Here is a 12,480-nt window from a genome sequence, read left to right on the forward strand (position 1 = left end):
CCCGGTATGCCGCATCCCCGCCGCACACCGGTCCCGGCCGCGCGCAATCCCACTGTCGGACAGGGAATTCCGCGCGGCCGCGGGATCAAGCCTTGTCCCCGCCGATACTGAACCGGGCGCCGGTGACATCGGTGACGGTCGCCAGCCTGCCGAATTCGCTGTCCTCGGGCGGCTGGACCACCGCACCGCCCAGTTCGACGACCTTGGTGACCGTCTTGTCCACATCGTTCGCGCCGAAGTACACGCCCCAAGCCCCGGGGACACCCTCGGGCAGGAATGCCGAGGCATCGAGGACACCACCCAGCATCGGGCTGTCCGAGTGAATGGTGGTGTAGCGGAACTCGTCCGCGTCCGAGATGGTGAACGGGTCCTGCCAGCCGAAGACGTCACGGTAGAAGTCGAGCGCGGCGCCGTGACTACGGGTGTGCAGCTCGAACCAGGACGGCACGCCCTCGTTGTCGCCCCATTTTCCGCCGGTGACCAAGGCCGCGGTCTCGATGCCGGCGAAGGTGCCCGCCTGCCAGACGCCGACGCCTACCCCGCCCGCGTCGCCGAGCACGGCCATACTGCCCAGATCGCCGACCTGCATCGGCGGCACCACCACTGTCCCGCCCTGCGCGACCGCCTTGTCCGCCGTCGCCTGGATGTCGGTGCTGGCGAGGTAGATGGTCCACTGCTCGCGCGCGTCGGTGTCACCCTCGGTGTGCCCCATCGCGCCCGCGACCGCGAGACCGTTCTGGCGGAACGTGACATACCCGCCGAACTCCGCAGGGCCGCGGTCGGCGGTCCACCCGAACAGTTCGCCGTAGAACGCGATGCTGCGGTCGAGATCGGAAGTGTAGAGATCGATCCAACAGGGATCGCCGGGCTTGGGCTGGTTCTGGTCGGTCATCGCTGGTCTCCTCGGCAGGGGTGGAACACTGGTCATCGATATAGACGCCTGCCGCGAACGAAACTCATCGCTGCCGTCGGGTTCTCTTACCAACGAAATACGACACAGAGTAGGACCCGTGCGGATTGCTGCGGCAGCACGGTTTACGATTCCAGAAGCGCAAGCGAACTGTCGTCTGTTCCGACATGGGGATGGATGCAAGCAGCGGAGCCTGCGGAGCGAACCTAAAGGCACCTTCAGGAGGATCAGTGACTGCGGTAGAGCCCCAGCCAGTCCAGCAGTTGGAAGCGACTCGGCCGTATCCGGCGCGGACCGGGCCGAAGGGTTCGTATCTCTACAAGATGGTCACCACCACCGACCCCAAGGTGCTCGGGGTCATGTACCTGGTGACCGCGATGAGCTTCTTCCTCGTCGGCGGTCTGATGGCCCTGATGATGCGAGCCGAGCTCGCGCGCCCGGGTTTGCAGTTCCTCTCGCCCGAGCAGTTCAACCAGCTGTTCACCATGCACGGCACGATCATGCTGCTGTTCTACGCGACCGCGATCGTGTTCGGCTTCGCGAACATCGTGCTCCCGCTGCAGATCGGCGCCCCTGACGTCGCCTTCCCGCGCCTGAACGCGTTCAGCTACTGGCTGTACCTGTTCGGCGGCACGATGGCGACCGCGGGCTTCATCACCCCGGGTGGCGCCGCCGACTTCGGCTGGACCGCCTACACCCCGTTGACCAGCATCCTGCACTCGCCAGGTGTCGGCGCCGACCTCTGGATCCTCGGCCTCGCCGTCTCCGGCCTCGGCACCATCCTCGGTGGCGTCAACATGCTCACCACCGTCGTCTGCCTGCGTGCCCCCGGCATGACCATGTTCCGGTTGCCGATCTTCACCTGGAACATCGCCGTCACCAGCGTGCTTGTCCTGCTTGCCTTCCCGCTGCTCACCGCCGCGCTGTTCGGCCTCGCCTACGACCGCCACCTCGGTGGCCACATCTACGATCCGGCGACCGGCGGCGTGCTGCTCTACCAGCACTTGTTCTGGTTCTTCGGGCATCCGGAGGTGTACATCATCGCGCTGCCGTTCTTCGGCATCGTGTCCGAAATCTTCCCGGTGTTCTCGCGTAAGCCGATCTTCGGTTACACCACCCTGGTCTACGCGACGCTCGGCATCGCCGCGCTGTCGATCGCGGTGTGGGCGCACCACATGTACGCCACCGGTGCCGTGCTGCTGCCGTACTTCTCGTTCATGACATTCCTGATCGCGGTGCCGACGGGCGTGAAGTTCTTCAACTGGATCGGCACCATGTGGCGCGGGCAGTTGACGTTCGAGACGCCGATGCTCTGGTCGATCGGCTTCCTGGTGACCTTCCTTTTCGGTGGTCTCTCGGGTGTCATCCTGGCCAGCCCGCCGCTGGACTTCCACGTCACCGACTCGTACTTCGTTGTCGCGCACTTCCATTACGTGCTCTTCGGCACCATCGTGTTCGCCACCTTCGCAGGCATCTACTTCTGGTTCCCGAAGATCACCGGCCGGATGATGGACGAGCGACTCGGCAAGTGGCACTTCTGGACCACCTTCGTCGGCTTCCACACCACGTTCCTGGTGCAGCACTGGCTGGGTGCCGAGGGCATGCCGCGTCGTTACGCCGACTACCTGCCCAGCGACGGGTTCACCACGCTGAACACGATCTCCACGATCGGCGCGTTCATCCTGGGTGCCTCGATGTTGCCGTTCATCTGGAACGTCTTCAAGAGCTTCCGGTACGGCGAAGTTGTCACGGTCGATGACCCGTGGGGTTACGGCAACTCCCTGGAATGGGCGACCACCTGCCCGCCGCCGCGGCACAACTTCTACGAACTGCCACGGATCCGATCCGAGCGTCCGGCATTCGAGCTGCACTACCCGCACATGGTCGAGCGGATGCGCGCCGAGGCGCATGTCGGCTGGGGCTCGGGTAAGCACGCCACCGACGTCCACGAAGGCGCAGTGGTCACCAAGTAGGACTTAGTTAACCGACGACGAGTGTGCACCTGCTGGTCCAACGGCGGGTGCACACTCGTTTGTGCAGTACCGGAGCGACGTGACAACGAGGTCAAGCGCAACTTCTAACCTGGAGTGGATCAGTTGGCCGACACCACCGTTCTCGTCACCGTCACCGGACCCGACCGTCCCGGTGTGACGTCCGTGCTGCTCGCGGCGATGTCGCGGCACCACGTGAGCCTGCTGGATGTCGAGCAGGTCGTCATTCGCGGCCGGCTGACCCTCGGCGTGCTGATCACCTGTCCGGGTGACCCGGAGTCGCTGCAGGACGAGCTCGAAGAGGCGATGAATACCGTCGGCGTGCACGTCGACGTGGAGGTCGACGCCGCGATCGGCCGGGAGCCGATGTCCACCCACGCGGTGGTCATCCTTGGCGCCCCCGTCACCGCACACGCGTTCAGCGCGGTGTCGCGGCAACTGGCCGCCCTCGGCGCCAATATCGACACCATTCGCGGGATCGCGGACTACCCGGTTACCGGGATGGAGTTGCTGGTCACCGCGACCGACACCGGGGCAGGCGCCGACTACCGGCTGCGCACGGCGCTGGCCGAGGTCGCGGTGGCCGAGCGGGTCGACGTCGCGGTGGAACGGGCCGGGCTGGCCCGCCGGGCCAAGCGTCTCATCGTGTTCGACGTCGACTCGACCCTGATCCAGGGCGAGGTGATCGAGATGCTCGCCGCGCACGCGGGCGTGGAGGAGGAGGTCCGCAAGGTCACCGAGTCCGCCATGCGCGGCGAGATCGACTTCGGCGAATCGCTGCGGCAGCGGGTCGCGACCCTCGAAGGCCTGGACGAGTCGGTGATCGAGGAGGTGGCCGACCGGATCGAATTGACCCCCGGCGCGCGCACCACCATTCGCACGCTGCGCAGGCTCGGCTTCCGCTGCGGCGTGGTGTCGGGTGGCTTCCGTCAGGTGATCGAGCCGCTGGCGCACGAACTCGAGCTGGACTTCGTGCAGGCCAACACCCTGGAGATCAAGGCGGGCAAGCTGACCGGGCGGGTCGTCGGCGAGATCGTCGACCGCGCGGCCAAGGCCACCGCGCTGCGCAAGTTCGCGGCCGAGGCCGGGGTGCCGATGGAGCAGACGGTCGCGGTCGGCGACGGCGCCAACGACATCGACATGCTCAACGCGGCCGGGCTCGGGGTGGCGTTCAACGCCAAGCCCGCGCTCCGCGAGATCGCCGACGCGGCACTGTCGCACCCCTATCTGGATGCGGTGCTGTACGTCCTCGGCGTCACCCGGCACGAGGTAGAAGCCGCCGACGCACGCGACGGTGGGGTGCGGCGGGTGCCGCTCGTCGAGCAGTGAATGGCCAGTAGGACCGGAGCGTCCACCCGGCGATCTCGGTGCTGCTCGACTGACCGGGCGCACCCGATACCAATGGCCGGATCCGGTCGGCACCGTCGGTAAGCTGGCGCCGACCAGGATCGTCAGGGCGAAATCGGAGGGTGCGTTGCGGAAATCTCTGCTTGTGCTGCTGCTCGGGTTGGCTGTTGTCGGGTGCGGCAAGAACGATTCGTCCTCGGACGCGACCTCCTCGGCCGCGCCGACCTCGAGCCAGGGGCCTGCCCCGGTGACGGCAGGCGAGGCCGACAACGGACAGGAACGACAGGTCGCCGTCGGGCAGTCCCTGGTGGTGACGTTGCCCGCGAATCCGTCCACCGGATACATGTGGCAGATCACCGGACTGGACGCGAATCTGCTTCAGGCGCAAGGCGATCCGGGGTTCAAGCCGGACCCGAACGTGCCGGTCGCGCCCGGCTCCGGTGGCGGTGCGGTGTGGACCTTCGTCGGTAAGGCCGCGGGGATCACCAAGCTCTCGATGGACTATCTGCGGCCGTGGGAGCAGGGTGTCGAGCCCGCGCAAACGTATTCATTGACGGTCAAGGTGGAGTGATGTCGAGCATCCCGGAATGTGGTGCCGGAGTCCGGGACGAGCGGGAAAGCCCGGCTCCGCCGGTCGAATTCGATGAAGAGGGGTTCCGCGTCCGGCACGCGGAACTGGCACAGGGCTACGGCGGCGCGGGCGACCCGGACGATCCGGCCATGGTGCAAGCCATGCAGATCGTGCTGCACCTGCCCAAACTGGATCCGCCGCCGCGTAGCGCATTGCTTGCCGCGGCGGCGACCGCGTCGGTGGCGCTGTGCCTGGACGCTCGGGTCGGTCCCGGCGGCGAGTGGGCGCCGCGCTACCTGGCCTGGAAGCGCTCGCGCATCCGCAAGGTAGCCCGGCGCGCCCGCGGTGCCCAGTGGCTCGTGGCGAACGAGGTGGACGGTGTCACAGTCGATTTCGACGGTGCGCAGGCACGAGCGTTCGTGCCGGGGCCGGTCGGCGACCTCGACCCGCGGATCAGGCGTTTGCAGATCGGTGGCACCGACCTCGAGCACGACGACCCCGGTCCCGCCGATCCCGAACTGCCGGTGCTGTGGGTCGACGCGGAACTGGGCATGACACTGGGCAAGGCCGCCGCGCAGGTGGGTCATGCCAGCATGTTGCTGGCCGGTGCGTTGACCGCGCAGCAGGCACTGCGCTGGGCCGAGCAGGAATTCCGTTGCTCCGTAAGGGAAGCCGATGCGCGACAATGGAAGGCATTAGTCGATGAGGTCGCGCGCGGCACGGCGGTGGCGGTGCGCGACGCCGGGTTCACCGAGGTGGCGCCCGGCTCGATGACGGTGATCGCGGCGCAGGCGCGGTCGGCGTAGCCGCCGGAAAACGCCCGCGCTGAATGAGCGTTGCGCGGGTCGGAATGGGGTATCACTCTGTGCAACTTCACCGAGGACGTTGTGCCCTACCTTCGCTGAGCCCGCCGGGCGGAGGCTGAATATATCGGCATCGCGGCCTTGCCGACCGAAGGAAGGACCAGCTATGACGACGCTGCTGGTGATTCTCGCCCTGTGGGTGCTCCTGTCGGTTCCCTTGGCTCTCATCGTGGCCCGGCTGCTACACAAGTCGGACGATGAGGACCATCACCATCCCGACCAACCCGACGACCAGCGGCTTCGCGATCCCTTCGCGCTCGGCCGCCGCCGCTGACCCGAGCGACACGCTTTTCAGACCCGCCCGCGTTGGCGAGTAGCCGGGCGGGTGGGCCAAGATGGACCGCGTGCCGCAACCGGATCCCGATCTGCTCATCGATTTCACCGACGTCACCGTTCGCCGCTCGGGCCACACGCTCGTCGGCCCGGTGACCTGGCAGGTCGAGCTCGACGAACGCTGGGTCGTGCTCGGCCCCAACGGCGCGGGCAAGACCTCCCTGCTCCGCATGGCCGCGGCCGAGATGCACCCGACCTCGGGCGCCGCCCATCTGCTCGGCGAGGTGCTCGGCAAGGTCGACATCAGCGAGCTGCGGCCGCGGATCGGCTTGTCGTCCGCCGCGGTGGCGGGACGGGTGCCGCGGGACGAGAAGGTCAGCGATCTGGTGGTGTCGGCGGGGTACGCGGTGCTCGGCCGCTGGCGCGAACGCTACGACGACGTCGACACCGACCGCGCCGTCGACATGCTGGAAAGCCTAGGCGCGGAACATCTTTCGGACCGAACCTACGGCACGCTCTCGGAGGGCGAGCGCAAACGGGTGATGATCGCCCGCGCGCTGATGACCGATCCGGAGCTGTTGCTGCTCGACGAACCGGCCGCGGGGCTCGACCTCGGCGGTCGCGAGGAACTGGTGGAGCGGCTCGGCGATCTCGCCGCCGACCCGGACTCGCCCGCCATCGTCCTGGTCACCCATCACGTCGAGGAGATCCCGCCCGGCTTCACGCACGGGCTGTTGCTCAACGAAGGCGAGGTCGTCTCGCAAGGTCTGCTCACCGACGTGCTGACCTCCGAAAACCTGAGCGACGCCTTCCGCCAGTCCATCGCGTTGGATCGCGTGGACGGCCGTTACTTCGCCCGCCGCTCCCGTCGCGCCGGCAAACACCGCACCCGCTGACCCCCGACCGAAGGCGCCTTTCGCCCCGTCTGTCCCGCTCGAGGTCGCCTTCAGTCGCTGTCGGTCGGGGGTGCGGGACCAAGCGGGCGTTAGGGTGCAGGGGTGAGTGAGACAAAAGTGCAGGGTGACTCTCAGTCGGGGGCGTCGCCCAAGGACGCGTCGACGGTGATGCTGGTGCGCGATGGCGCTGCCGGACCTGAGATATTCCTGCAGCGCAGGGTCGGCGCGATGGCTTTCGCGGCCGGGATGACGGTATTCCCCGGCGGTGGGGTGGATCCCTCGGACGGCACGGCCGACATCGAGTGGACCGGGCCCGAACCCGCTTGGTGGGCCGAGCGTTTCGCCACCACCGAGCCGCGCGCCAAGGCGCTCGTCTGCGCCGCCGTGCGTGAGACGTTCGAGGAATGCGGTGTGCTGCTTGCCGGTCCGACCGCCGACACCGTCGTCTCCGACACCACCGGCTATCGCGAGGCGCGAGGCAAACTGGAACGCCGCGAGCTCTCGCTGGCCGGTTTCCTGGCCGCGGAGAAACTGGTGTTGCGCGCGGATCTGCTTCGGCCGTGGGCGAATTGGATCACTCCGGTGGTCGAGCCGCGGCGCTACGACACCAGGTTCTTCGTCGCGGTATTGCCAGCCGGGCAGCTGGCCGACGGCGCCACCTCCGAGGCGGCCGAGGTGCAGTGGCGTACTCCGGCCGAGGCACTGGACCGCTGGCGGGCAGGCACCGACATCCTGTTGCCGCCCACCTGGTCGCAATTGGACGCGCTCGGTGAATTCGATTCCACCGCCGAGATTTTCGCCGCTGAGCCGGTCATCGAGCCGATCATGCCGGTGCTGTCCGCCGACACCGGCGAGCGAATGCTGAGTTTCCCGGACGGGGAACGCTACTTCGCCGGTCTCCCGGATGCGAGCAGGCTCAAGGGATCCGTCCGCAAGTGAGGCACCGGACGGCCGGTAGCGTGGCGTCCCATGGCCGAATTCGTGACCCTGGATCTGCTCGAGGGTGATACCGCGCGCCGCGTCGCCGTCCTCCGGATCGCCCGCCCGCCGATGAACCTGGTGAACGCGCAGCTGGTGCGGGAGCTGGCCGAAGCGGCCGACATCGTCGCCGCGGACCCGACGGTCGCCGCGGTGCTGCTCTACGGCGACGAGCGCGTCTTCTCGGCGGGCGACGACCTGACCGAGCTGGCCGGGCTGAGCGAAGACCAAGCCCGTGCGATGGCCGGCGACCTGCAGCGCGACCTCGGCTGCCTGGCCCGGCTGCCGCAGCCGACCGTCGCGGCGATCAGCGGCTACTGCCTCGGCGGCGGCTTAGAACTCGCGCTCGGCGCGGACCGGCGGATCATCGGCGACAACGTCAAGCTCGGCCTGCCGCAGATCAAGGCCGGGCTCATCCCGTTGGCCGGGATCCGGCGGCTGTCCCTGCTGATCGGGCCGGGACCGGCCAAGGATCTCGTCTACAGCGGCCGGTTCGTCGAGGCCGAGGAGGCTCGCACACTGGGTCTGGTCGACGAGGTCGTGCCGCCCGACGACGTGTACACCGCCGGGCTGACGTGGGCTCAGCGGTTCACCGATGGCCCGGCCCGCGCCCTCGCCGCCGCGAAGGCGGTCTTCGAGGCGGGCCCGCACGGGCTCGACCGTGCACAGACCGAATGGTCTGATTTGTTCGGCACCGAGGACCGTCGCATCGGGACCGAGTCCTACCTGGCCGACGGACCTGGCTCGGCCGCATTCGTCGGTCGGTGAGTGGTGCCTGATGGCATGTGTGGCTGCTCGGCAACCGGTCTGGATCGCACTGCCCGCCGTCACGTCTGATTTCGTGAGTACACGGGTGCGCCCAGAACTGGCTGGCACCTGGCCGCCGGACCGGTGGCGGAATCGAGTTGTACACACGACCGGCAAAATAGGCACAGAGGCGGACAAGCTAGGCTTGGCCTCCATGACGGTACGTCCCGACGACCCCGCGCCTCACCCGCACGCAACCGAGGCAGAGGTCGAAGCAGCGCGCAAGGATACGAAGCTCGCCCAGGTGCTCTATCACGACTGGGAAGCGGAGACCTACGACGACAAATGGTCGATTTCCTATGACGAACGCTGCATCGAATATGCCCGCGGCCGGTTCGACGCGGCCGTCGGCCCGGCGCCGCTGCCCTACGACCGAGCCCTCGAACTCGGCTGTGGCACCGGCTTCTTTTTGCTGAACCTGATGCAGGGCGGTGTGGCCAAGTCCGGCTCCGTCACCGACCTGTCGCCGGGCATGGTGAAGGTCGCGCTGCGCAACGCCGAGAACCTCGGCCTCGACGTGGACGGCCGGGTCGCCGACGCCGAAACCATCCCGTACGAGGACGACACCTTCGATCTCGTGTGCGGGCACGCGGTGCTGCACCACATCCCCGATGTCGAACTCGCGCTGAAGGAATGCCTGCGCGTGCTCAAGCCCGGCGGGCGCTTCGTCTTCGCGGGCGAGCCGACCACCGCGGGTAACTTCTACGCGCGTTGGCTCGGCCGGGCCACCTGGAAGGCCACCACCACCGTCACCAAGCTGCCGCAGCTGGCCGGGTGGCGGCGTCCGCAGACCGAGCTCGACGAGTCCTCGCGGGCCGCGGCGCTCGAGGCGGTCGTCGACCTGCACACCTTCGACCCGCGCGACCTGGAGCGGATGGCGAGCTCGGCCGGTGCCGTCGACGTCAAGGCGACCACCGAGGAGTTCGCGGCCGCGCTGTGGGGCTGGCCGGTGCGCACCTTCGAGGCGGCCGTGCCCGACGAGAAGCTGACCATGGGCTACCGGCTGGCCATGTACAAGGCGTGGCTGCGGCTGAGCTGGCTGGACGAGAATGTCATGCGCCGGGTGGTGCCGCGTCAGTTCTTCTACAACGCGATGATCACCGGCGTGAAGCCTGGCCTCTCCGCCAAATAGTGGGCTACGGCTTCAGTCGAGACGATGTCGCCTTCCTGGGCAGCTCGGTGGGCATCGCCGCGTTGACCGAGGTGGATCGGCTGGAGCTGTCCCAGGCGACGCACCTGCGTGATCTGGAGCGGGTGCGTCGCGAACACGGCGCGTGGGCGGCGGCGCTCGTCGAAACGGTGCGGTTGCGCCGCAAAGCGGGTGCCAAGCTCATCGACGCGGGGGACTGGCTGTTCACCGACGACGCACTCCAGCAGGCGACCCCGACGTTGGTCGCTAGGCAGCGGGCCGCCCGGTTGGCCGGGCGGGCCGTGCACGACGTGACCTGTTCGATCGGGGCGGAGCTGGCCGAGCTGGCGCGGGTGTGTACTGCCGTGATCGGCAGTGACCTGGATGACGCGCGGCTGTCGATGGCCGCGCACAACCTCGCCGGATGCCGAAACGTGTTGCTGGCCAAGGCGGATGCGCTCGTGCCGGTGAGTACGGGCACCGTCGTCATCGCCGATCCCGCGCGGCGCGCGGACGGTCGGCGCACGCACGACCCAGCCAAGTTGCAGCCGCCGCTACCCGACCTGCTCGCCGCCTACCCGGACCGTGATCTCGCCGTAAAGTGCGCCCCCGGACTGGATTTCGACCGACTCGACTGGGCTGGTGAAATCGAGGTGGTCTCCCTCGACGGCGCGGTCCGCGAGGCGTGCCTGTGGTCGGCGGGCCTGACCGAACCGGGGATCACTCGCCGCGCGACCGTATCATCGTCGGCCGGAACGTCTTTCACCCTCACCGACGCGGACCCCGACGATATCCCTGAACAGGACCCCGGTGACTGGATCATCGATCCGGACGGCGCCGTCGTCCGCGCCGGACTGGTCCGCCACTACGCCGCGAAACACGGCCTCTGGCAACTGGACCCACGCATCGCCTACCTCACCGGCAACACCGTCCCGCCGGGAACCCGGGGCTTCCGCATCGTCGACCGCCTCGACTACCGCGAGAAAACCCTCCGCGCCGAACTCCGCCGCCACGACTGCGGCCCCCTGGAAATCCTGATCCGCGGCGTCGACGTAGACCCCGACAAACTCCGCCGCACCCTCAAACCCCAAGGCACCCACCCCTTTACCCTGGTGATCACCCGGATAGGCCGCACCCCAACGGCTTTCCTCTGCACCGCCGTCGCAGCTACGCGCTGATCAGCCTCAGCGTTCGGGTTTGAAGACGAACAGTTCGCCGATGCGGGTGGCGACGACGACCTCGCCCTTGGCGCCGATCGAGGTGCCGGTGGTGCTGCCCTGCGCGCCGGGCAGGACATCGGAATCGATGGTGCTGCCGGTCTTGGTGTCGAAGGTGATGAGGTTCAGGCCCTCGCCGATCGCCGCGGCGGTGTAGCCGGTGCCGCCCGCGGTTTGCACCGGGGTGCCGCGCAGGTCGAGGTCCTTACGCTCCCAAGCGATTTCCGGCGCGTCACCCTTGTCGCGCAGCGCGAGCAGGTAGCCCTCATCGCCGGACGGGATGATCAGACCGTCGCTGGACACCGAAATGCCGCCGCGCGGCGTCCATTCCAGCGGCTGCACCCATTTGGTGCGTCCGTCGGCGGTGTCTACGGCGATCAGCCGGTTGGTGTTGTCGCCCACGTAGACGGTCTTGCCGTCGGGGGAAAGGGTCGGGCTGGTCGCGCTGCCGCCGAACAGCAGGTCGGCGCTCCACTCCTGCTGGATCTTGTTGTCCGCGTAGCGGAGTGCGACGAGCGCGGCGGTCGGCTTGCCCGGCTGCCACACCGTGACGAAGAAGCGCCCGGTGGCGGTGTCCAGGGCCGAGATGTTCGCGACCGGGCACTGCGGTTCGCCCGCGTGGCAATCGCCGAGGCCCTGCCCGGCATCCGGCCAGGAGAGGTTCGGGTTGTTCAGGAAGTCCGGCTGGCCGAGCAGCTGCACGGTGGAGACGACGCGCTGGCCGGTCTGCCGGGAGAGCACGTCGACCTGACCGGATTGGGTGACCGTCAACAGGTTTCCGTCGCCGGTGAACTGCGCCGAGATCGGGGAGCCAGCCACCGTGGTGCGCCACCTCGGCTGGCCGAGGTAGTTGAAGGAGATCACCGCGCCGACGTTGTCCTTGTCGTCGCCGACATAGACATTGGTCATGCCGTCCACCACCGACGGCGTCGCGATCGCGGTCGGGCCGAGCCCGCTGCAGAAACGCTTGCGCCCGGTCAGCATCTGGAAGGAGTAGAGGGTGCAGGTCGGCGTGTTCGTGGTGAGGAACAGCTGTCCGTCGGGGCCGATGGTGACCGGCTCGGCGATCGGGCCGCCGATCGGGCGCGACCAGCTCAGCCCGATCTTCTTGGCGCCGGCCACCGGACTGCTGCCACCGTTGCGGCCGTCGTGATACGCGGCGGGCCAGCCCTTACCCGGGCCGACCGCGATGTCGTCGACATCGGTGCCGCAGCCGGCCACTGCCAGCGCACCGACCGCGGCCAGCGACGCAACTACCCGCAGCCGGGACGGTCGCCACATGGAACTAGCCAGTACGCCACTTCGCACCTGCTGCACTCCTGTCGTCGTTTCCGCTCGCACGAGACTAAAGCGTGCCGACCCACAACTCTGGAGCGACCCGGTTCGGGTGTACGCGTGTGGATTCGGGGGCGCCGCCCGCGGCGCAGCAGTCACTGTACGGTAGGGGCCCGCGCGAGTGTACGAGTCCTGCCGTTGCGGTTCGCGCGCGTGCGCGGTC

General features: G+C 68.2%; 12 protein-coding genes. 10 read left to right on the forward strand and 2 right to left on the reverse strand.

The features are described from left to right. Positions 1 to 85 precede the first annotated feature (85 nt). Positions 86 to 892 (reverse strand): VOC family protein, encoded by an 807-nt coding sequence (locus ACIA8C_RS06750; RefSeq protein ID WP_397131652.1) that lies wholly within the window; start codon positions 890 to 892, stop codon positions 86 to 88. Positions 893 to 1,140: 248 nt separating this feature from the next. Between ACIA8C_RS06750 and ctaD the strand changes: the two genes are divergently transcribed. The 10 genes from ctaD to ACIA8C_RS06800 all read left to right on the forward strand — a co-directional run bounded on the left by ctaD (position 1,141) and on the right by ACIA8C_RS06800 (position 10,943). Continuing rightward, positions 1,141 to 2,883 (forward strand): cytochrome c oxidase subunit I, encoded by a 1,743-nt coding sequence (ctaD, locus tag ACIA8C_RS06755; protein ID WP_397131653.1) that lies wholly within the window; start codon positions 1,141 to 1,143, stop codon positions 2,881 to 2,883. 123 nt (positions 2,884 to 3,006) lie between these two features. After that, entirely contained in the window at positions 3,007 to 4,230 is a 1,224-nt protein-coding gene (serB, locus tag ACIA8C_RS06760; protein WP_397131654.1) for a phosphoserine phosphatase SerB, read from the forward strand. Between the two features lie 145 nt (positions 4,231 to 4,375). Continuing rightward, complete coding sequence (locus tag ACIA8C_RS06765) at positions 4,376 to 4,819, forward strand: protease inhibitor I42 family protein (RefSeq protein WP_397131656.1); 444 nt, start codon at positions 4,376 to 4,378, stop codon at positions 4,817 to 4,819. Further along, positions 4,819 to 5,625: an aminoacyl-tRNA hydrolase gene (locus ACIA8C_RS06770; RefSeq protein WP_397131658.1), complete on the forward strand. Its 807-nt coding sequence runs from the start codon at positions 4,819 to 4,821 to the stop codon at positions 5,623 to 5,625. The genes ACIA8C_RS06765 and ACIA8C_RS06770 overlap by 1 nt, the downstream gene beginning before the upstream one ends. Positions 5,626 to 5,788: 163 nt before the next feature. After that, a complete protein-coding gene (locus tag ACIA8C_RS06775; RefSeq protein WP_397131660.1) occupies positions 5,789 to 5,956 on the forward strand; it encodes a hypothetical protein in 168 nt (55 codons plus the stop codon). 61 nt (positions 5,957 to 6,017) lie between these two features. Continuing rightward, positions 6,018 to 6,851 (forward strand): ABC transporter ATP-binding protein, encoded by an 834-nt coding sequence (locus tag ACIA8C_RS06780; protein ID WP_397131662.1) that lies wholly within the window; start codon positions 6,018 to 6,020, stop codon positions 6,849 to 6,851. 168 nt (positions 6,852 to 7,019) lie between these two features. Continuing rightward, complete coding sequence (locus ACIA8C_RS06785) at positions 7,020 to 7,790, forward strand: NUDIX hydrolase (protein ID WP_397131828.1); 771 nt, start codon at positions 7,020 to 7,022, stop codon at positions 7,788 to 7,790. A 30-nt stretch (positions 7,791 to 7,820) separates the two neighbouring features. Then, positions 7,821 to 8,597, forward strand: a complete 777-nt coding sequence (locus tag ACIA8C_RS06790; protein ID WP_397131664.1) for an enoyl-CoA hydratase-related protein — start codon at positions 7,821 to 7,823, stop codon at positions 8,595 to 8,597. 193 nt (positions 8,598 to 8,790) lie between these two features. Further along, entirely contained in the window at positions 8,791 to 9,768 is a 978-nt protein-coding gene (locus ACIA8C_RS06795; RefSeq protein WP_397131666.1) for a class I SAM-dependent methyltransferase, read from the forward strand. Further along, complete coding sequence (locus tag ACIA8C_RS06800; RefSeq protein WP_397131668.1) at positions 9,768 to 10,943, forward strand: class I SAM-dependent methyltransferase; 1,176 nt, start codon at positions 9,768 to 9,770, stop codon at positions 10,941 to 10,943. Before ACIA8C_RS06795 ends, ACIA8C_RS06800 begins: the two co-directional genes overlap by 1 nt. A gap of 6 nt (positions 10,944 to 10,949) precedes the next feature. On the opposite strand, the gene ACIA8C_RS06805 is transcribed toward ACIA8C_RS06800, so the two are convergent. Continuing rightward, positions 10,950 to 12,290 carry a PQQ-binding-like beta-propeller repeat protein gene (locus ACIA8C_RS06805; protein WP_397131670.1) on the reverse strand — a complete coding sequence of 447 codons (1,341 nt, stop codon included), beginning with the start codon at positions 12,288 to 12,290 and terminating at the stop codon, positions 10,950 to 10,952. Between the last annotated feature and the right edge of the window lie 190 nt (positions 12,291 to 12,480).

The sequence above is a fragment of the Nocardia sp. NPDC051321 genome (assembly GCF_044455225.1).
Taxonomy (GTDB): domain Bacteria; phylum Actinomycetota; class Actinomycetes; order Mycobacteriales; family Mycobacteriaceae; genus Nocardia.

Excerpts from the sequence above, each read along its gene's own strand:
- ACIA8C_RS06750 (WP_397131652.1), bottom strand. The coding sequence starts at position 892 with ATGACCGACCAGAACCAGCCCAAGCCCGGCGATCCCTGTTGGATCGAT.
- ACIA8C_RS06785 (WP_397131828.1), top strand. The coding sequence starts at position 7,020 with ATGCTGGTGCGCGATGGCGCTGCCGGACCTGAGATATTCCTGCAGCGC.
- ACIA8C_RS06775 (WP_397131660.1), top strand. The coding sequence starts at position 5,789 with ATGACGACGCTGCTGGTGATTCTCGCCCTGTGGGTGCTCCTGTCGGTT.
- ACIA8C_RS06795 (WP_397131666.1), top strand. The coding sequence starts at position 8,791 with ATGACGGTACGTCCCGACGACCCCGCGCCTCACCCGCACGCAACCGAG.
- ACIA8C_RS06790 (WP_397131664.1), top strand. The coding sequence starts at position 7,821 with ATGGCCGAATTCGTGACCCTGGATCTGCTCGAGGGTGATACCGCGCGC.
- ACIA8C_RS06780 (WP_397131662.1), top strand. The coding sequence starts at position 6,018 with ATGGACCGCGTGCCGCAACCGGATCCCGATCTGCTCATCGATTTCACC.
- ACIA8C_RS06770 (WP_397131658.1), top strand. The coding sequence starts at position 4,819 with ATGTCGAGCATCCCGGAATGTGGTGCCGGAGTCCGGGACGAGCGGGAA.